Annotated in this window: 19 protein-coding genes and 1 pseudogene; 4 read left to right on the forward strand and 16 right to left on the reverse strand. The window is 39.5% G+C overall.

Going from position 1 to position 19,626, the window contains the following annotated elements; genetic code table 11:
* Positions 1-48: 48 nt before the first annotated feature.
* The 6 genes and pseudogenes from D7D54_RS03550 to parE form a co-directional block, all read right to left on the reverse strand.
* A complete protein-coding gene (locus D7D54_RS03550; RefSeq protein WP_244193451.1) occupies positions 49-534 on the reverse strand; it encodes a CPBP family intramembrane glutamic endopeptidase in 486 nt (161 codons plus the stop codon).
* A 229-nt stretch (positions 535-763) separates the two neighbouring features.
* A complete protein-coding gene (locus D7D54_RS03555) occupies positions 764-1,633 on the reverse strand; it encodes an aminoglycoside 6-adenylyltransferase (RefSeq protein ID WP_120718827.1) in 870 nt (289 codons plus the stop codon).
* Entirely contained in the window at positions 1,623-2,141 is a 519-nt protein-coding gene (locus D7D54_RS03560) for a hypothetical protein (protein ID WP_120718828.1), read from the reverse strand. Before D7D54_RS03560 ends, D7D54_RS03555 begins: the two co-directional genes overlap by 11 nt.
* Before the next feature lie 97 nt (positions 2,142-2,238).
* Positions 2,239-2,812 (reverse strand): annotated as a pseudogene (fic, locus tag D7D54_RS09415) (protein adenylyltransferase Fic).
* Positions 2,813-2,973: 161 nt separating this feature from the next.
* Positions 2,974-4,794, reverse strand: a complete 1,821-nt coding sequence (locus tag D7D54_RS03575) for a DUF262 domain-containing protein (protein ID WP_120718829.1) — start codon at positions 4,792-4,794, stop codon at positions 2,974-2,976.
* Positions 4,795-4,883: 89 nt separating this feature from the next.
* A complete protein-coding gene (gene parE, locus D7D54_RS03580; protein ID WP_120718830.1) occupies positions 4,884-6,827 on the reverse strand; it encodes a DNA topoisomerase IV subunit B in 1,944 nt (647 codons plus the stop codon).
* 135 nt (positions 6,828-6,962) lie between these two features.
* On the opposite strand from parE, the gene plsY reads away from it, so the two are divergent.
* Entirely contained in the window at positions 6,963-7,604 is a 642-nt protein-coding gene (gene plsY / locus D7D54_RS03585) for a glycerol-3-phosphate 1-O-acyltransferase PlsY (RefSeq protein WP_120718831.1), read from the forward strand.
* 45 nt (positions 7,605-7,649) lie between these two features.
* Here the strand turns inward: plsY and D7D54_RS03590 are convergent.
* The 9 genes from D7D54_RS03590 to D7D54_RS03630 all read right to left on the reverse strand — a co-directional run bounded on the left by D7D54_RS03590 (position 7,650) and on the right by D7D54_RS03630 (position 16,835).
* A protein-coding gene (locus tag D7D54_RS03590; RefSeq protein ID WP_120719025.1) for an IS3 family transposase occupies positions 7,650-8,998 on the reverse strand; the annotation gives its coding sequence in 2 pieces (ribosomal slippage) (positions 7,650-8,557 and positions 8,557-8,998; 1,350 coding nt in all).
* 83 nt (positions 8,999-9,081) lie between these two features.
* Positions 9,082-10,038 (reverse strand): ABC transporter permease, encoded by a 957-nt coding sequence (locus tag D7D54_RS03595; protein ID WP_020902936.1) that lies wholly within the window; start codon positions 10,036-10,038, stop codon positions 9,082-9,084.
* Positions 10,039-10,040: 2 nt separating this feature from the next.
* Positions 10,041-11,099: an ABC transporter permease gene (locus D7D54_RS03600; RefSeq protein ID WP_120718832.1), complete on the reverse strand. Its 1,059-nt coding sequence runs from the start codon at positions 11,097-11,099 to the stop codon at positions 10,041-10,043.
* The gene (locus D7D54_RS03605; RefSeq protein ID WP_049501757.1) at positions 11,092-12,627 is read right to left on the reverse strand and encodes an ABC transporter ATP-binding protein; all 1,536 of its coding nucleotides are present in this window, start codon (positions 12,625-12,627) and stop codon (positions 11,092-11,094) included. Before D7D54_RS03605 ends, D7D54_RS03600 begins: the two co-directional genes overlap by 8 nt.
* A gap of 143 nt (positions 12,628-12,770) precedes the next feature.
* A complete protein-coding gene (locus D7D54_RS03610; RefSeq protein ID WP_120718833.1) occupies positions 12,771-13,823 on the reverse strand; it encodes a BMP family lipoprotein in 1,053 nt (350 codons plus the stop codon).
* A gap of 89 nt (positions 13,824-13,912) precedes the next feature.
* On the reverse strand, positions 13,913-14,302 hold the full coding sequence (locus D7D54_RS03615) for a cytidine deaminase (RefSeq protein ID WP_120718834.1): 390 nt from the start codon (positions 14,300-14,302) through the stop codon (positions 13,913-13,915).
* Positions 14,289-14,951, reverse strand: coding sequence for a deoxyribose-phosphate aldolase (gene deoC, locus D7D54_RS03620; RefSeq protein ID WP_120718835.1), 663 nt, complete (start codon positions 14,949-14,951; stop codon positions 14,289-14,291). Before deoC ends, D7D54_RS03615 begins: the two co-directional genes overlap by 14 nt.
* Before the next feature lie 19 nt (positions 14,952-14,970).
* Positions 14,971-16,248, reverse strand: coding sequence for a pyrimidine-nucleoside phosphorylase (locus tag D7D54_RS03625; RefSeq protein WP_120718836.1), 1,278 nt, complete (start codon positions 16,246-16,248; stop codon positions 14,971-14,973).
* Entirely contained in the window at positions 16,245-16,835 is a 591-nt protein-coding gene (locus D7D54_RS03630) for a class I SAM-dependent methyltransferase (RefSeq protein ID WP_120718837.1), read from the reverse strand. Before D7D54_RS03630 ends, D7D54_RS03625 begins: the two co-directional genes overlap by 4 nt.
* 172 nt (positions 16,836-17,007) lie before the next feature.
* On the opposite strand from D7D54_RS03630, the gene coaA reads away from it, so the two are divergent.
* The 3 genes from coaA (at position 17,008) to D7D54_RS03645 (ending at position 18,818) form a co-directional block, all read left to right on the forward strand.
* Complete coding sequence (coaA, locus tag D7D54_RS03635) at positions 17,008-17,928, forward strand: type I pantothenate kinase (RefSeq protein WP_120718838.1); 921 nt, start codon at positions 17,008-17,010, stop codon at positions 17,926-17,928.
* Positions 17,929-17,995: 67 nt separating this feature from the next.
* A complete protein-coding gene (rpsT, locus tag D7D54_RS03640) occupies positions 17,996-18,232 on the forward strand; it encodes a 30S ribosomal protein S20 (RefSeq protein ID WP_001274000.1) in 237 nt (78 codons plus the stop codon).
* A 52-nt stretch (positions 18,233-18,284) separates the two neighbouring features.
* Complete coding sequence (locus D7D54_RS03645; RefSeq protein ID WP_120718839.1) at positions 18,285-18,818, forward strand: DNA topology modulation protein; 534 nt, start codon at positions 18,285-18,287, stop codon at positions 18,816-18,818.
* A gap of 382 nt (positions 18,819-19,200) precedes the next feature.
* On the opposite strand, the gene D7D54_RS03650 is transcribed toward D7D54_RS03645, so the two are convergent.
* Complete coding sequence (locus D7D54_RS03650) at positions 19,201-19,578, reverse strand: YwiB family protein (protein WP_020902347.1); 378 nt, start codon at positions 19,576-19,578, stop codon at positions 19,201-19,203.
* Positions 19,579-19,626: the final 48 nt, after the last annotated feature.

Here is a 19,626-nt window from a genome sequence, read left to right on the forward strand (position 1 = left end):
ATTCTCTTTTTAGTGTTTTATTGTAAAGTAAATCTATAATTTATAAATTTAACTGTTTCTTTGTAGGTAGTGAGAAAAGAAGAGCAATCCTACTAATCCTAGAATGAATAAAAGATTAATTTTAATAACAAATAAGCTAAGTAGGGTATTAATTAGGCCGTGAAAAATGGCGCAAAAAAGGACTGACTTAGTCTTTTTGAAAACAGCTGCAAGAAGAATACTGAGATAAATTGCAAATAGACTGAATAATATAAAAGGCATCCCACTTTGGGAACTTCCAATCACAAACCATAAAGGTACATGCCATATTGCCCAAATAGAACCTGTTATCAAACCGGAAATCCAAAAAGAGAATCTAGTTTCCAAAGTTGGTTGCAAGACACCTCGCCATCCCAATTCTTCTTCGCCACCATAAACACAGACTGCACTCAAAAAAACAACTAACAAATTTTCTAGTGGAAAAGCCGTATTAAGCTCCTTAGAGGAGAAAGCAATGACACCTGTCTGCACGAAAATTAGTAAAAGAAATAACAAAATATATTTCTTTGAGTCCCCTAAGATAAAAGAGACTATGCTTTTAATGGGTTTTTGAGGCAAACAAGAAATGGCTGCAATGGTTGGACCGAAACCTCCTAGTAAATGGAGAAAAACTCCTAGTGGACTTGTTAGACTTAAGAGGCTCATTTGCGTCAGAAAAGCGAGCAATCCCCAACCAAATCCCCAAGAAATGAGAAAACTAATCAGTAAAAATTTTGTTATCTTATTATTTTGTAAATATTTTATTTGTTTCTAGTCTCTCCTTAGCATACTCAATCATCTTCTCAGCAGTTACTTTGTCATATTGGAAGCCGGTTTTGAGAGAGAAGGCCTGCGCTTCTTTATGGAAAAAGTTCATGGTAGCCAAAAGAGACTTGGTAAGGCTTTTCTGGTCAAAAAAGTCAAGCAAGGCTGTAAATTCTTTCTCTTTCTCAGCAGGCAAATACTGAAAGAGGTACTTGTAGTTCTTGCCAACATCGACCATTCCCTTATCTGCTGCCACTTGCCAAGCTAAAAGCTTGAGCATTTCTTGTTGGCAGATTCCATAGAGATGGTCCGTCGCATAGATGACTTGATGGCGACAGATTCCTTTAACCACGTAAGCTGACACCCACCAAAATTCATTGCAGGAATTTTTAAAATCCATTTCAGTAGCTGAGATTATCCAGTAACGCTCTGGATTTGGGAAATAAGGTTCAAATAAATTTTCTGGATCTTCTAAAACAGTGAATCCTGCTTCACTGTCCACCCATTCTTGAATGTATTCTTTAGGGCAAAGACTTAAATCGATACGATTGCCATCTTCAAAAAGCATGAGATAAAGACAACGATTACCAAGACTGACTTCTTGCTCAATAATGCGTTTCCCAAACTGATTCAACCAAGAAAGGTCACTCGTCAGATTATCAAAATCATCCACAATATAGACCACATCATAGTCTTGAAATTCATCTTTTGGAGCTTTTGCATCAGTTCGTGAACCGGACATAGCGACAGCCTCGACTTTTAGACTTTTTGCGGTTTGTAAAATTAATCTTAGCATTTGCGCTTCACTTCTATGTTGTCTGCACATATCTTTTATAGAATTATTTTTCATTGCCGTCTTGCTCCTCTTGTTTTTGGATGCCTCGTATTCTTTTCATCTCAAGTTCTCCTACTATCAATTGGACAGTTGAACAAATCCCCAAAACGATTAAAATAAAATAAAACAAATTCATATCGTTTCTATGATATATTTGAAAGCTTCTCCATAATACAAAAGTATTTACTAATGAAAGAAGGAAAAGTAAAATAGCATTGAATAGGAGTGTTATAGCAAACTTACTCTTAAAATACCTATAATGTTTTCCAATCCGATAGAGGGTATATAGTGAGAAAACAATCATCAAAGGTGTGAAGGCAAGTGCATATAAATATAATAAGATAAACCCTATTCCTGAGTATGGTTTACTTTCCATTGGTAGATCTAATAAACAGATACCAATAGTGAGGATGTTCAATATAAACAAGGATACTGTGCGAGCACACTCTTTTCTACCTTTATTGGTCATTAAATCATATATAATTCCAAAAATGGCCAAGAGAACAAGGAAAAAAGGCATCATTAATAACGTAATCAATCCAGCACCTCCAATAGTTTTAGCGATTGTTTACCTACAAAAGATGATCGTCACCTTTACTTGAACTTCATAAATCCCTTGTCTACCCTTCGTAATAATATGAAGCATCCACACCTTTAAAGAAACGGGCCTGAGTGAGGTCATCAGTTTGATTATTCAAGAGGAGATACTTGAGTTCTCCAGTCGACACTGCACTACGCTTCATGGCATTCAGGTATTCATCCTTATCAATGGCGTTCCAATCTACCACTTTACCCAGCTTCTGACGCAGCATACAATCTAGCCAAATCCGCATGGCGAGTCCATTCCCCTCTCGGAAAGGATGAGCAATGTTCATATCCGCGTATTTATCGACAATCTGGTCAAAATTCTCTGAGGGAGCTTGTTAATGTAGCGCAGCGATTGCTCCAAAAACATGCGGGGCGCAAACTAAAAATCGTCCTTGCCGATATTGACGTCGCGAATGTGTACAGCGAAATCGTAGATGTCGCCAAAAAGCTGGGCGTGGATAGCCGACAAGCCAACAAAGGTGCCGACCTCAAAGGCAAACAACTGCCCACTCCCAAAGAGTTGCTTGACTCTGACCTTAGTCAGGCGCTCCTCCTTGCGTGCCAGTTTCGCGCTACTGGTTATCCCCATTTATTATCTAAAACCACGGCTACCTTCTTTCTTGTTGATAAATTTGCGCCAATCCCTCCAAGCTGACCTTTTTCTGCCAGCCGTTTTTTTGAAAATAAACCGCTAGCAAGTTTTTAGTCAGGTGATTTTTAATCAGTTAGTTTATTGACATGCATATAATTATGTATTACATCATCTATTACTTTAGTTCATTAGAAATATGATCGTATAAAAACTCAGCCATGTACTTTCGCCTTTGAGCAAAGTCATCTTCATTAAATTGAATAACACCATCCTTTTTAAAAGTATCTAAAAATAGCTTAACATTGCTATACCGACTATTTTTATAGATAACCTCTTTCTCCTTAACTGATTTATCATCGGCGAGATTATTTAGATGTTCTTCCAACAAGATCATATTCCCAATGTTATTTACTTTATCTGGATTATCTTTTGATTCAGGAATAATATGTTCTATTGAATATCCCAGTAAACTTTCATTTCCCCCTACGATTTCTTCAAATCTCCGCAATGAATATTTTGTTATAAGGTTTGATTTCTTATCCTTTTTAGATCTCGTTTCTTTTTGATAAGACAACTTACCAAAATTATCCACAAATTTCTCCCTTGATGGCAATAAAGCAAATAATTCCTTTTTAAAATCTTCCAGAATTTTTGGTAACTCTTCATTACTGGCTTTATAGATTTTTCTTGCAGTATTGGCATACCGTGTTTCTAATTTATTATTTGGACTTGAAGTAATTGCATTATACAAATAGTGAAAGTTTTCTAAACTTTTTATAAAACCAATTAAAATCTTCTTCTTTATTTTGGGCTTCTTAGGATCAATCACATTATATCTTTCACATAGTACAAGAATAAGTAACTGGGATTGTTGTATAGAGAAGTAGTCGGTCAAACAAGTAATTGAATAATTGAATCTTTTAATATCTTTATCAGACCAGTTATGTTTTTTAAACAAATCTTCGTCTTTATTAAAAACTTTTACATATAATTCAGAAGATTTTTCAAGTTGTTGTAAAAACTCTAGGTAGTCATTTTTATTAATTTTTTTCTTGAAATTTTTATATAATTCTGATTCTGTACTATTTGAATTTCTTGAAATCCAGTAATATCTATAAAATTTCTCTTTTGAAATTGGTCCTTTAAATTTAGATAAATTATCTGTTATATTTTTCCAAGTTTCTCTAGCATCATCTTTGGGAACGATCTTATCCTCTACAGAAAAAATTTCATTTTTTATCATATCTAAAGAAGACAAACTCTTACCTTTAGAATTTATATTTTCAAAAATAACATTTACACTTTCTTCCTGCTGTGAAGAAATATATATGACTTGACTATTTAATAGTTGATCTCGTAATAGCTTCAATAACTCTTCATGCGAAAGATTATATTTTTCTAATATATCCTTTAAATTATTCTCTCTAAGTTTCTCAATAAAAAATTCATAGGCGTATTTTATACAACGTTCCTCATCAGTCAGATCATCTTCATTCTTCTCCCGATTAAGAATATGCTGATAATTCTTATAATAATCTTGGAAATTCCCATTATCATTTACATATAATCTTTTTTGTATCTTATCCGCAAAATAACTTCCTGCTGTATCGTTTTTTAAAATAACAAATTCTTCCCCATCATCATTTTCAGCAATCACATAGTCCCAAACCTTATTAGCCAATGTTTCTCTGATATCTAAAAATGACGCAGACAAAGCCGATAAAAAAATCGTAAAAGTTGTCATTCTTTGTTGACCATCAACGATTTCTATTGGTTTATTAGGTTGTATCATATCACCTATCAAAATGATTGTACCAAAAAAATACTCACTTGTCTTAATATCTCCTTCTTGTTCAGTTAATTGACCTAATATATCATTCCAGAAATCTATCAATTCCTTGCTATTCCACGAATACTCTCTTTGGTATCTAGGAATTAAATAAGTTTTTTTCGATAATAAATCGCTTATTTTTATAGGTTGAACGGTAAAATCCATAAACTACTCCTTATTATGTGGATATTTATTTTCTAAATTCTTTAGTTTAAAATTGGTAAGCCATATCTTCTTATGCAAACAGTTTCTTCTTAAAACACTGTCGCTTCTTCCAGCGTAAATTTGACATTATCTTCAATCCACTTGCGGCGTGGTTCGACCTTGTCGCCCATGAGGACATTGACACGGCGTTCTGCGCGGGCTAGGTCTTCGATTGTGACACGGATAAGAGTGCGGGTTTCTGGATTCATGGTTGTTTCCCAGAGTTGGTCCGCATTCATCTCACCAAGACCTTTGTAGCGTTGGAGGGTAGCGCCTTTGCCGAACTGCTTGCGGAGTTCTTCTAGCTCACCGTCCGTCCAAGCGTAGGCCACTTCTTCTTTCTTGCCTTTTCCTTTGGACATCTTGTAAAGAGGCGGAAGGGCGATATAGACATGTCCTGCCTCAACTAGCGGACGCATGTAACGATAGAAAAATGTCAAGAGCAAGGTTTGGATATGAGCACCGTCAGTATCCGCATCAGTCATGATAATGATCTTGTCATAGTTGGCATCTTCAATGGAGAAGTCTGCTCCCACACCCGCACCAATGGTATAAATCATGGTATTGATTTCTTCATTTTTGAGGATATCCGCCATCTTGGCCTTGGCTGTATTGATGACCTTACCACGAAGAGGTAGGATAGCCTGGAACTTACGGTCACGGCCTTGTTTGGCAGAACCACCGGCAGAGTCTCCCTCGACCAGATAGAGTTCATTCTTAGCAGGATTCTTAGACTGGGCTGGGGTCAATTTTCCAGACAACAAGCCCTTGTCTTTCTTATTTTTCTTACCATTTCGGCTCTCATCACGTGCTTTTCGTGCCGCTTCTCGAGCATCACGCGCCTTGATAGCCTTGCGGATGAGGTTAGAAGCCAGTTCACCATTTTCCATAAGGAAGAAGGTCAACTTATCCGCCACAATTCCATCCACAACTGGACGAGCTAGGGGACTTCCTAGTTTGTCCTTGGTCTGGCCTTCAAACTGCAAATGTTCTTCAGGAACTAAGATAGAAAGAACGGCTGCTAGTCCTTCACGATAGTCTGAACCTTCAAGGTTTTTATCTTTTTCCTTGAGAAGCCCCGTCTTACGCGCATAGTCATTCATAACCTTGGTAATAGCGGACTTGAGTCCTGTCTCATGCGTTCCACCATCCTTGGTACGAACGTTATTAACAAAGGACAAAATATTATCTGAAAATCCATCATTATACTGGAGGGCCACTTCCACTTGGAAACCGTTGTCTTCACCTTCAAAGTATAGAACTGGCGTCAAAGTTTCCTTGTCTTCGTTTAGATAAGAAACAAAGTCCTGTACCCCATTTTCATAGTGAAACTCAACAAACTCATCTGTGCGTTTATCCGTTAGAGACAAGGTCACATTTTTCAAGAGAAAGGCTGACTCATTGAGGCGTTCTGAAATGGTATTGTACTTGAAGTCTGTCGTCGAAAAGATAGTCGCATCTGGCATGAAGGTGACTTTGGTGCCTGTTTTAGACTTAGGTGCTGTACCAATTTTCTTCAAGGTCGTGACAGGTTTGCCACCATTTTCAAAACGTTGCTTATAGATTGCACCATCGCGAGTGATTTCAACTTCTAGCCAGCTAGAAAGGGCGTTAACAACGGAAGAACCCACCCCGTGGAGACCACCAGATGTCTTGTAGCCACCCTGACCGAATTTCCCTCCGGCATGAAGAATGGTAAAGATTACTTCAACCGTTGGGATTCCCATAGCATGCATACCAGTTGGCATCCCACGTCCATGGTCTTGCACAGTCAAACTCCCATCTTTATTGATGGTCACATCAATACGATCACCAAATCCAGACAAGGCCTCATCGACAGCATTGTCGACGATTTCCCAGACTAGGTGGTGGAGCCCAGCGCCATCGGTCGATCCGATATACATCCCTGGACGTTTTCGGACCGCATCCAACCCTTCTAGCACCTGAATGGCATCATCATTATAATTGTTAATATTGATTTCCTTTTTTGACACAAGGAACCTCCTATTCGTTCATCTTTACTATTCTACAGGTTTTCCAAGGATTTTGCAAAATTTTTCTTTCTCCGGTGTGACAATTTCAGAAGAGATTCTCTGCCTTTCTTCTCCATTTCATGATATAATAGGAGTATGATTACAATAGTTTTATTAATCCTAGCTTATCTGCTGGGTTCGATTCCGTCTGGTCTCTGGATTGGACAAGTATTCTTTCAAATCAATCTGCGCGAGCATGGTTCTGGTAACACTGGAACGACCAATACCTTCCGCATTTTAGGCAAGAAAGCTGGTATGGCAACCTTTGTGATTGACTTTTTCAAAGGAACCCTAGCAACACTGCTTCCGATTATGTTTCATCTGCAAGGAGTTTCGCCTCTCATCTTTGGACTTTTGGCTGTCATTGGACATACCTTCCCTATCTTTGCAGGATTTAAGGGAGGCAAGGCTGTCGCAACCAGTGCTGGAGTGGTTTTCGGATTTGCACCTGTCTTCTGTCTCTACCTTGCAGTTGTTTTCTTTGGAACCCTCTATCTTGGTAGTATGATTTCACTATCTAGTGTCACAGCATCTATCGCGGCTGTCATCGGGGTTCTACTCTTTCCGCTTTTTGGTTTTATCCTGAATCACTATGACCCTCTCTTCATCTTCATTATCCTAGCACTTGCTAGTTTGATTATCATTCGTCATAAGGATAATATCTCTCGTATCAAAAATAAAACTGAAAATTTGGTCCCTTGGGGATTGAACCTAACTCACCAACATCCTAAAAAATAAAACGCCAGTTCATTTGTACTGACCCCAAAAAGTTAGACAATTAATTTATCCAAAGGATTTAGTTCTGTATTGTACAGGACTGAGTCCTTTTAGTTTTACCTTAATTCGTTTATTGTTGTAGTAATCAATATAGTCAACAATGGCTTGTTCCAATTGATTAAGTGATTTAAAGGTTTTCTCATAACCATAAAACATCTCCGATTTCAGAATGCCAAAGAAAGATTCCATCATACCGTTGTCTGGACTGTTACCTTTACGTGACATGGATGCTTGAATTCCCTTACTCTCTAGGAACTGATGATAAAAATCGTGTTGATATTGCCAGCCTTGGTCACTATGGAGAATTGTATTTTCGTAGTGCTTCTCTGTGAATGCCTGTTCCAACATTGTTTTTACTTGTTCTAAGTTGGGTGAAGTTGAAAGATTATAGGCGATAATTTCACTATTAAAGCCATCTAAAACTGGTGATAAGTAAAGCTTTTGAGCACTTGCTGGAATGGAAAATTCTGTCACGTCTGTGTAGCACTTTTCTATTGGTTTGGCTGCTTCAAATTGGCGTTGAATGAGGTTATCTGCTTTCTTGCCAACGTCTCCTTTATGAGAAGAATATTTTCGTTTCTGTCGCATTTTAGCTTGTAAATTGAGTACTTTCATCAAGCGTTGAACTCTTTTCTGATTTACCAGATAACCACGATTTCTTAGTTCTAAATGAACCCGACGATAACCATAATTTCCCTTGTGTTCGATAAAAATGGATTGAATTTCAGCTTTAAGTTCTTGGTCCTTATCTGGTTTATCTAGCTGTTTCAAGTGATAGTAGTAGGTTGAACGAGCTAGTTTAATGGCTTTTAGAAGAATATCTAACGAAAACTCAGTCATTAATTCTTGAACAATTTCTGTCTTTCTTCTTTCTCTTTTTCCTCCTTCAATCGGAGTTCTCTTAACTTTTTTAGGACGGCATTCTCCGCTCTCAGATACTCATTTTCTGCTTGAAGACGTTCTAATTCTGTCCTCTCTTCAGGTCTCGTTTTTGGCTTACGTCCCATTTTAGGTGCTCTCCCTCTTGTTTTCTCAACAATAGTATACCCGTTTTTCTTGTATTGTGCTAGCCAATTAAGAAGTATCGTACGACTCGGGAGGCCGTATTCAAGAGAAACTCTATCTTTAGTCCAGCATTCATGTAAGACTTTATGAATCATTTCTTGTTTTAAATCAGGAGAATAGTAACGATTTTTTCCTTTTTTGACGAACTCTATTCCGTAACGATCAATCAATTTAATCATGTACCTAATATTAGAATTGTTTATCCCAAATTTATTTGAAAGCTTCTCTATGCTATATCCTTGTTTTCTAAGTTCATAGATTTGAACTTTATCATCATAAGTTAATTTCATAATAAAAACACCCCAAAAGTTAGATTTTTTCTGTCTAACTTTTGGGGTGCAGTTCAATTCTGTACTGACGTTTTTTTGTATGCTTATTTTGATTTGATATAGTTGATACCATCTGCTTTTGGTGCAACTGCTTTTCCAAAGAAGGCTGCCAAGACAAGAATGGTCAAAACATAAGGTGCGATTTGAAGGTAAACCGCAGGCACTCCTTGTAGGAATGGCAATTGAGATCCGATAACAGCCAAACTTTGTGAAAGTCCAAAGAAGAGACTAGATAGCATGGCTCCGATTGGATTCCATTTCCCAAAGATCATCGCGGCAAGGGCGATAAATCCAGGTCCAACAATAGTTGTCACTGAGAAGTTAACTGAGATGGATTGAGCATAAATCGCTCCACCAATTCCACCTAGGAAACCTGAAATGATAACCCCTAAATATCTCATCTTGTAGACATTGATTCCCAAGGTATCCGCTGCTTGAGGATGTTCACCAACAGAGCGGAGACGGAGACCAAAGCGCGTCTTGAAGAGGATAAACCAAGCAAGGAATGAGAAGGCAATCGCCAAGTAACCAAGCAGACTAGTCGACTTGAAGAAGATATCCCCAATCACTGGGATATTAGCCAAGACTGGGAAATCAAAGCGTCCAAAAGTCTGACTTAGGTTATCGGTTTGTCCTTTGTTATAAAGAACTTTCACCAAGAAAACAGCCAAGGCTGGCGCCATCAAGTTCAATACCGTACCGCTGACAACATGGTCTGCACGGAAATGAACTGTCGCTGCTGCGTGGATGATAGAGAAGACACCACCAACCAATCCTGCTACAAGCAAGGATAGCCATGGAGTTGCTGCTCCAAATTGTTCTGCAAATTCAAGGTTAAAGACAACTCCAGAAAAGGCACCCATAACCATAATTCCTTCAAGGCCGACGTTTACGACACCACCACGTTCAGAGAAAACACCACCAATACTTGTAAAGATGAGGGGGGCTGAGTAAATCAGCATAGAAGACACCAAGAGGGTGAGCAAGGTTGTAATAGACATCTTTACTTACCTCCTTTAACTTGTTTTTTCGGTTTGACAAAGCGTTCGATAAGGTAATGAACACTGACAAAGAAGATAATAGACGCTGTTACAATGCTGACAAGCTCAGACGGTACCTGCGCCGCATTCATACCAGGGGCTCCAACTTGGAGAACACCAAATAGGAAGGCTGCAAAGAGAATACCAATTGGTGAGTTAGCCGCAAGCAGACTAACCGCCATCCCGTTAAATCCGACAGCCAATGACGCCCCTTGAACATAGACGTTCTGGAAGGTTCCAAGTCCTTCAACAGCTCCACCAAGACCTGCCAAGGCACCTGAAATAATCATTGAAAGGATAATCGTTCTTTTTGCAGAAATACCAGCATATTCTGAAGCATGTGGATTAAGACCAACCGCACGGATTTCAAAACCAAGGGTTGTTTTCTTGAGCATGAACCAAATGACTGCAACGGCAATGAGAGCAAAGAAAATACCAATATTCATCCGTGAGTTACCAGTCAATTCGGACAACCAAGGTGTCTGATAGGTTGCATTAGCCCCAACACGAATGGTCGAATCTGTACTTTGCATAAAGTCTTTAGGAAAGGCATGGATAAAGGCATTCCCTACATACAAAACGATGTAGTTCATCATGATGGTTACGATAACCTCTGACGTCCCTAGATAGGCTCTAAGAATACCCGGAATCGCTCCTACAATCCCACCAGCAATCAAGGCAATCACGATAGTCGCTAGAATCATTAAGGGACGTGGCGTATCTGGATGCGACAAGGCAAACCAACCACTGAGAATCCAACCTGCCAAAGCCTGACCAGGAAGCCCAACGTTAAAGAAACCTGCACGACTGGCAACGGCAAAACCAAGACCAATCAGGATTAGAGGCCCCATAGCACGGAAGATTTCTCCAATCCCACGCAGGCTACCAAAGGCTGTATAGAACAATTCTTCATAGCCCCAAATAGCATCATAACCGAAGATCCACATGACAATGGCTCCAAGTAAAATTCCTAGGAAGACAGAAATCAAGGGAACCGAAATTTGTTGTAATTTTTTAGACATCACTCTTCTCCTTTCCCAAGTTTCCACCAGCCATCAAGACACCAAGTTCTTGTTTATTGGTTGTTTCTGGTGATACAATACCTTGAATCTTACCATCGTGGATAACGGCAATACGGTCTGAGACGTTTAAAATCTCATCCAATTCAAAGCTGACAACAAGGACAGCCTTGCCATTATCACGCTCTTCAATCAAGCGCTTGTGGATATATTCAATGGCACCGACATCCAAACCACGAGTTGGTTGGCTGACGATAAGGAGATCAGGATCTCGATCAATTTCACGAGCAATAATTGCTTTTTGTTGATTTCCTCCTGAGAGTGCAGCTGCAGGAACAAATTCGCTGGCAGCACGAACATCAAACTCTTCCATTAGCTTTTTAGCATAAGAAGTAATATTTGAATAGTTCAAAATTCCATTTTTACTATGTGGTTCTTTATAGTAGGTTTGAAGGGCAATATTTTCAGAAATCATCATTTCCAAAATCAAGCCATCACGGTGGCGGTCTTCTGGAACGTGCCCAACACTCAACTCTGTAATTTGTCGTGGGTGCAAGCCTACAATTGAATCTCCTTTTAGCTCAATGCTACCAGATTCAACCTTACGAAGACCTGTAATGGCTTGAATCAGTTCAGACTGACCATTTCCATCAATCCCCGCAATACCAACAATCTCTCCAGCACGAACGTCTAAGGACAGATTTTTAACAGCTGGAACACCACGGTTTTCATTGACCACCAAATCTTTGATAGACAAGACCACTTCTTTTGGTTGAGATGCTTGCTTCTCTGTTTTAAAGGAAACAGAACGTCCTACCATCATTTCCGCCAAATCAGCATTGGTAGCTCCTGCAATTTCGACGGTTTCAATTGATTTCCCACGACGGATAACTGTAACGCGGTCAGAAACTGCTCGAATCTCGTCCAACTTGTGGGTAATCAAGATAATTGATTTTCCTTCTTTGACAAGATTTTTCAAAATAGCCATCAACTCATCAATTTCTGATGGAGTCAAAACGGCCGTTGGTTCGTCAAAGATAAGGATATCAGCCCCCCGATAAAGGGTTTTTAAAATTTCTACACGTTGTTGGGCTCCAACTGAGATATCTGCTATCTTGGCAGAAGGGTCAACAGCTAAGCCATAACGTTCAGAAAGAGCCTTGATTTCTTTGCTAGCTCCAGCGATATCTAGCACACCATTTTTAGTCAATTCACTACCTAAAATGATGTTTTCAGCCACTGTGAAGGCTTCTACCAACATAAAGTGCTGGTGAACCATTCCGATTCCCAAGCTAGCTGCTTTAGATGGTGAGTCTAGGTTAACAACTTGACCGTTGACCACAATTTCACCACTGGTTGGTTCAAGAAGCCCCGCTAACATGTTCATGAGCGTGGACTTTCCAGCCCCATTTTCTCCTAAAAGTGCATGAATTTCACCTTTTCGTAGGTGCAGGTTGATTTTGTCGTTGGCAACAAATTCACCAAACACCTTGGTAATATCACGCATCTCAATGACATTTTCGTGTGCCATGTGCTCTTCCTTTCAGAGTCTTATTTTATTTCAATAAAACTTGCTAGTTTGTCTAGTAGCAAGCTTTACTGAGACAAAATGACTTTGCCTCAACTCTTAAAAAAGCGGCCGAGGGCCGCTTCCTAAGAAATGACTTCCATCCATTATTTTTCAGGAACTTTTACGCTTCCATCAAGGATTTTAGCTTTTGCATCTTCAACAGCTTTTTTACCTTCTTCTGAAAGGTTTGTTACTGCCAAGTCAACCCCTTTATCTTTCAATGAGTAAACGATCACTTGACCGCCAGGGAATTCACCTTTTTCTGCCTTGTTAGTAATATCTTTTACAGTTGTACCAACTTGTTTCAAAGTAGATACAAGAACGAAGTTTGATTCTTTTCCATCTTTAGAAGTGTATTTGCCTTCTGCTACTTGGTCACGGTCAACACCAATAACCCAAACTTTTTCACTTTCAGAACGGCTTTCGTTGAGTGATTTTGCTTCTGCAAAGACACCAGCACCTGTTCCACCTGCTGCCTGGTAAACAACGTCTGCACCAGCTGCGTATTGTGCTGCTGCAATTGTTTTACCTTTAGCAGCATCACCAAATGAACCAGCATAGTCAACTTGTACTTTGATAGATGGGTCTACTGACTCAACACCAGCTTTAAATCCAGCTGCAAAACGTGAGATAACTTCAGATTCAATACCACCTACAAAACCAACTTGTTTTGTTTTAGTTGTTTTAGCCGCTGCAACACCTGCAAGGTAAGCAGCTTCGTTATCAGCAAATGTTACGCTAGCAACATTCTTTTGATCTTTAATCACATCATCAATCAAGACATAGTTCAAATCAGAGTGGTCTTTTGCTGCTTCTTCAACCGCATTGTGAAGGGCAAAACCAACACCGAAGATTAGGTTGTAACTTCCAGCCGCTTGTTGCAAGTTGTTAGCATAGTCAGCTTCACTTGTTGATTGGAAGTAAGTAAAACCTTTATCTTTTGAAAGATTGTGTTCTTTACCCCAGTCTTGCAAACCTTCCCAAGCTGATTGGTTGAATGATTTGTCATCAACACCACCAGTATCAGTGACGATTGCTGCTTTTGTCTTCACGTCAGAAGATGAAGCTGCGTTACGAGAAGAGCGGTTACCACATGCAGCAAGTCCAACTGCTGCCACTGCAACTAGACCAAGGCCTAGCCATTGTTTCTTGTTCATTACTGAACCTCCTAAATAAGATGTGCAACGATGTTGCAAGTATGGATTGGTTGGCCACAAGGACCGTGCCACTCATAGAGCGACTCAGACTAGTTTAAGTCTGTAAAAGAATATGGAAGTAATTCCCCGACCGTCATCTCGACCGTCGATTTATCTTTTGCGACTAAGGTCACTTTTAGATCTTGTTCAAAAAATTCAGCCATCACTTGGCGACAAGCACCACATGGCGAAATTGGTTTTTCAGTCTCTCCATAGACAATCAATTCTGAAAATTCTCTTTGGCCTTCAGAAACTGCTTTAAAAATCGCTGTACGTTCTCCACAGTTAGTCAAAGAATAACTAGCATTCTCAATATTGACACCTGTATAAGTGCTACAATCTTTCGCCACTAAAACAGCTCCGACTGGAAAATGAGAATAGGGTACATAGGCTTGCTTGCTGGTTTCAATTGCTAGTTCAATCAACTCAGTAGTCGCCATCTGCCAATTCTCCTTTTAAAATGGCTACCCCAGCTGAAGTTCCGATACGGGTCGCACCTGCTTCCACAAAGGCAAGAGCATCTGCATAAGAACGAGCTCCGCCAGCAGCCTTGACTCCCATATCAGGTCCAACTGTTTCACGCATTAATCTAACATCTGCTACCGTCGCACCACCAGTTGAAAAGCCAGTAGATGTTTTAACAAAATCAGCTCCAGCTTTTTGGGCCAATTGGCAAGCCAAAACTTTTTCTTGGTCAGTCAGAAGGCAAGCTTCAATAATGACTTTCACTAACTTGTCACCACTTACTTCCACTACTGCGCGAATATCCGACTCAACCAAATCAAGATTACCTGATTTGAGAGCTCCAACATTGATCACCATATCAATCTCATCTGCACCATTTTGGATAGCTTCCTTGGTTTCAAATGCTTTCACAGCTGAAGTTGTTGCCCCCAAAGGGAAACCTACTACTGTACAGACCTTGACATCTGTGTCTTCAAGCCCTTTTTTAGCATGTTCAACCCAGGTCGGATTAACGCAAACACTGGCAAAATCATACTCTCTAGCTTCAGACAACAAACAATCAATTTGATTTTCTGTCGCATCTTGTTTCAAAAGTGTATGATCGATATATTTATTTAATTTCATATTCGGATTCTCCTGCAGTTTATGAGATGGTTTCTATAATTTCTCGTAAACTTTGCACGCTATCATTTATTTTAACATATTTTTGAAAATCTGTAACTAGCTGAGGAGAAATTTTTCCATTTGTGTATACTTTTGCAACAATTTCTCCCTTTTGAACGGAATCTCCAACTTTCTTTTCAAAAACAATTCCTGTTTCATAGTCCAAGGCATCAGACTTGACTGCACGGCCTGCCCCCAGTCTCATAGCATAAAGCCCAAATTCCATAGCTGGAAGAGCTGAAATGACCCCCGTTTCCTGAGCAGGGATTTCCACCACATGGGCTACATTTACAGGACGATAGAGGTCTTCCAAGTCTCCACCCTGGGCTTTGACCATCTCCTCAAACTTAACCAGTGCTTGACCATTTTCAAGATGTTGGTGAACTTCTTCAACTGTCTTGTTTACATTTGCCAAGTCAAGCATAATTTGAGCCAATTCACAGATGAAGTGGGTAATATCCTGACGACCTTGACCTTGTAAAATCTCCAATGCCTCAAGAATTTCAAGGCGATTTCCAATCGCCCGTCCCAAAGGTTGACTCATATCCGTAATCACTGCTACCGTCTTCCGTCCAACAGCCTTACCAAGCTCCACCATGGTTTGAGCCAATTCACGCGCCTCATCAACCGTCTTCATGAAGGCACCCTCACCGACAGTCACGTCTAGCAAAATAGCATCCGCTCCTGCCGCAATTTTCTTGCTCATCACCGAACTGGCAATTAGGGGAATCGTGTCGACAGTTGCTGTCACGTCACGAAGGGCATAGAGAAGCTTGTCTGCTTTGACCAACTGGTCTGATTGCCCAATGACAGATACACCAATATCCTGCACTTGTGCAATGAAATCCTCTTGACTGCGTTCCACTTGATAGCCCTTAATTGACTCCAATTTATCAATTGTTCCACCAGTATGGCCGAGACCACGACCACTCATTTTTGCCACAGGTACACCAAAGCTAGCAACAAGAGGAGCCAAAATCAAGGTCACCTTATCACCAACACCACCCGTAGAATGCTTGTCAACTTTAATCCCATCAATAGCGGATAAATCAAACTCTTGCCCTGTCTGAACCATCTTCATGGTCAAATCAGAGATTTCTCGAGTTGTCATTCCTTTGAAATAAACAGCCATAGCCAAGGCAGACATCTGATAATCAGGAACAGTTCCTGACACATAGCCTTCAACTAGCCATTCAATTTCACTCGAAGTCAGTTCTTGACCATCTCGTTTCTTTTGGATTAAATCAACTGCTCTCATTCTTTCACACTTCTAAGGATATAGTACCCCTTATCTTTTTTGACGATTTCACAATTGCCAAACACATCTTCCATCTTAGACTTAGCACTTGGGGCCCCTTGTTTTTTCTGGATAACGATTGTTAAATCTCCACCAATTTCCAAGAAATCTTTACTTTTCTCAATGATTTCATGAACCACTTGCTTTCCTGCACGGATAGGAGGATTGGAAATGACATGGTCAAATTTGCCCTCAACTTGTTCATAGATGTTAGACTGGAAAATCGTCGCTTCTACTTTATTTCGTTCAGCATTTTGTCGCGCCAAATCCAAGGCACGGTTATTGATATCGACCATGGTCGCCTGAACTCCATAAGCCTTAGCCAAGGACAAGCCCAAAGGCCCGTAACCACAACCTACATCAAGGACAGTTTCTCCTTCATCGACCTCTAGACACTTGAGCAAGAGTTGACTTCCAAAGTCAACCATTTTCTTGCTAAAAACACCCGCATCCGTCAAAAAGGTCATTTTTTGTCCCAACAACTCTACTCTCAACTCATGAATGTCGTGAGCAGCGTCAGGATTTTCTGCATAATACATTTTACTCATGAAACTATTTTACCATAATTTAACGAAATATTAAATCGTTTCCAAGTAATTTGACAATACGATGTAGTTTGTCATTATTGTTTTAATCGAGAGAAACTTTTTCTATAAGATACTAGATGTTTTTAGTCCCAAAATATGCTATACTAAGATATCGAATCAGAAAGACAAACTTATGACCAACGAATTTTTACATTTTGAAAAAATCAACCGCCAGACTTGGCAATCTTTACATCGAAAGACGACACCTCCTTTGACAGAAGAGGAATTAGAATCTATCAAGAGTTTTAATGACCAGATTAGTTTACAGGATGTTACCGATGTCTATCTTCCCCTAGCCCATCTCATCCAGATTTACAAGCGTACCAAGGACGATTTGGCCTTTTCAAAAGGGATTTTCCTTCAACGTGAAAGCAAATCTCAACCTTTTATCATTGGGGTTTCTGGGAGCGTTGCCGTTGGAAAATCAACAACTAGTCGCCTACTTCAAATCCTACTGTCTCGTACACTTACAGATGCTAGGGTTGAGTTAGTAACAACTGATGGCTTTCTCTATCCCAACCAGACCTTGATTGAACAAGGGATTTTAAATCGTAAGGGATTTCCTGAAAGCTATGATATGGAGGCCCTTCTCAACTTCTTGGACCACATCAAAAATGGACAAGATGTAGATATTCCTGTCTATTCTCATGAAGTCTACGACATCATACCTGAGGAAAAACAAAGCGTCAAAGCTGCAGACTTTGTGATTGTCGAGGGGATTAATGTCTTTCAAAATCCACAAAACGAGCGTCTCTACATTACTGACTTCTTTGACTTTTCCATCTATGTTGATGCTGCAGTCGATGACATCGAGAGTTGGTATCTGGACCGTTTCTTGAAAATGCTGAGCCTAGCCCAAAACGACCCTGATAGCTACTACTATCGCTTTACGCAAATGCCGATTGGGGAAGTGGAGTCCTTTGCCCATCAGGTCTGGACCAGTATCAATCTCACAAATCTACAAAATTATATTGAACCAACTAGAAATCGTGCGGAAGTGATTCTTCATAAAACAAAGAACCATGAAATCGATGAAATTTACTTAAAAAAATAATTTTCCCTTGTCAAAACGTAAGTTTTCAGATATAATGGTATAGTTAGTAAATATGGAGGTAAGAACATTGGCAAACATTAAATCAGCTATCAAACGCGCTGAATTGAACGTTAAACAAAACGAAAAAAACTCAGCTCAAAAATCAGCTATGCGTACTGCTATCAAAGCTTTCGAAGCAAACCCATCTGAAGAACTTTTCCGTGCTGCTAGCTCAGCTATCGATAAAGCAGAAACTAAAGGTTTGATTCACAAAAACAAAGCAAGCCGCGACAAAGCTCGTCTTTCAGCTAAACTTGCTAAATAAGAAACAGTCCATAGAGGCTGTTTTTTTGTCCTCAAATAGGAAAAGGTAGAAAATGAAAATCGCAATTATCGGATATTCTGGTGCTGGTAAGTCAACTCTAGCCGAAAAGTTGTCTCACTGCTACTCAATCCCAAAACTGCACATGGACACACTCCAATTTCAAGCCGGTTGGCAAGACAGTGACCGTGAATGGATGTTGGCCGAGATGAATAACTTTCTCACCAAGCATAAAGCTTGGGTTATTGATGGTAATTATTCTTGGTGTTTCTATGAGGAAAGAATGCAGGATGCTGATCAAATCATCTTTCTCAATTTTTCGCCATTGACCTGTCTCTTTCGAGCCTTTAAACGGTATCTCACATATCGAGGTAAGGTCAGAGAAAGTATGGCAGCTGGTTGTCAAGAACAATTTAATTGGGAGTTTATCAGATGGATTCTCTGGGATGGACGGAGCAAAACTGCTAAAGAACGCTACAAGTGGGTTCAAGAAACCTATCCAGATAAAGTTATTATCCTTAGGCCTCAAAAGGAGATAGATTACTTTTTAAAGACTCATGAAAACAAAAAGAAAAACCAACGTGGATAACGTTAACACTATACGGAAGACAAATATCGTTTTTGGTGTCTATTTTCCCAAAATATTTTCTTCATTATTTACCAATCTATCCTATCTAAAACTCTGAATTCTATAGAAATGAAAAGGGACATTCACTGTCCCTTTTATCAATTTTTAGATTTTGAATATACAATAATCACAATAGCTAGATCTCAAATACTCTTTACTCATTTGGAACAAGTATAAGGGAAGACGGGTATTATATTTCGCTTTAATAAATAATAGGCAATGAAATGAGTATTATAACCTTAATCTGAAAAAATAAAGGTTTCAGCTACTAAAAATGTGCAAGAAAAGCTTGATTTCATAAACTTTACCAGCTTCGTTGCTATAACCTCGTCCCCAGTCATACCTAGCCCCAAGTAATTTCCAATTGATAGCTGGCAAAGGGCTGTCCCTCTTGATTTTGTAGTTGATAGTCTAAATGAATCTTTTGCCCATCAACTTCATAACGACTGGTTTGGATAATAAACTCCTGCATGCCCATGGGTGTAGGAATATAGGCCAAACTATCACTATCCTTTAGAAAGCGCATAATGGTCTTGGGATTGGAAAATCGGCTCATCACCAGTTCTTGACCATGAAATTTAATAACTACTTTTTCCTTTTCCTCATTATAGAAAAGCAGGTAGCTATAATCTCCCTTTTCATGCACTTCTACATCATAGAGTTGGTCAATCACTTCCAACTGTTCATCAAACTGAATCGTATTTCGCATCCGAATCTTCACATCAAGTCCTCTTTCTTGTCTCTTGTCCTACTATTTTACCAAAAAGAG

Source organism: Streptococcus chosunensis (assembly GCF_003626515.1).
GTDB lineage: Bacteria > Bacillota > Bacilli > Lactobacillales > Streptococcaceae > Streptococcus > Streptococcus chosunensis.

Excerpts from the sequence above, each read along its gene's own strand:
- D7D54_RS03555 (WP_120718827.1), bottom strand. The coding sequence starts at position 1,633 with ATGAAAAATAATTCTATAAAAGATATGTGCAGACAACATAGAAGTGAA.
- D7D54_RS03560 (WP_120718828.1), bottom strand. The coding sequence starts at position 2,141 with ATGATGCCTTTTTTCCTTGTTCTCTTGGCCATTTTTGGAATTATATAT.
- D7D54_RS03575 (WP_120718829.1), bottom strand. The coding sequence starts at position 4,794 with ATGGATTTTACCGTTCAACCTATAAAAATAAGCGATTTATTATCGAAA.
- plsY (WP_120718831.1), top strand. The coding sequence starts at position 6,963 with ATGATTACAATAGTTTTATTAATCCTAGCTTATCTGCTGGGTTCGATT.
- D7D54_RS03595 (WP_020902936.1), bottom strand. The coding sequence starts at position 10,038 with ATGTCTATTACAACCTTGCTCACCCTCTTGGTGTCTTCTATGCTGATT.
- D7D54_RS03600 (WP_120718832.1), bottom strand. The coding sequence starts at position 11,099 with ATGTCTAAAAAATTACAACAAATTTCGGTTCCCTTGATTTCTGTCTTC.
- D7D54_RS03605 (WP_049501757.1), bottom strand. The coding sequence starts at position 12,627 with ATGGCACACGAAAATGTCATTGAGATGCGTGATATTACCAAGGTGTTT.
- D7D54_RS03610 (WP_120718833.1), bottom strand. The coding sequence starts at position 13,823 with ATGAACAAGAAACAATGGCTAGGCCTTGGTCTAGTTGCAGTGGCAGCA.
- D7D54_RS03615 (WP_120718834.1), bottom strand. The coding sequence starts at position 14,302 with ATGGCGACTACTGAGTTGATTGAACTAGCAATTGAAACCAGCAAGCAA.
- deoC (WP_120718835.1), bottom strand. The coding sequence starts at position 14,951 with ATGAAATTAAATAAATATATCGATCATACACTTTTGAAACAAGATGCG.
- D7D54_RS03625 (WP_120718836.1), bottom strand. The coding sequence starts at position 16,248 with ATGAGAGCAGTTGATTTAATCCAAAAGAAACGAGATGGTCAAGAACTG.
- D7D54_RS03630 (WP_120718837.1), bottom strand. The coding sequence starts at position 16,835 with ATGAGTAAAATGTATTATGCAGAAAATCCTGACGCTGCTCACGACATT.
- coaA (WP_120718838.1), top strand. The coding sequence starts at position 17,008 with ATGACCAACGAATTTTTACATTTTGAAAAAATCAACCGCCAGACTTGG.
- D7D54_RS03645 (WP_120718839.1), top strand. The coding sequence starts at position 18,285 with ATGAAAATCGCAATTATCGGATATTCTGGTGCTGGTAAGTCAACTCTA.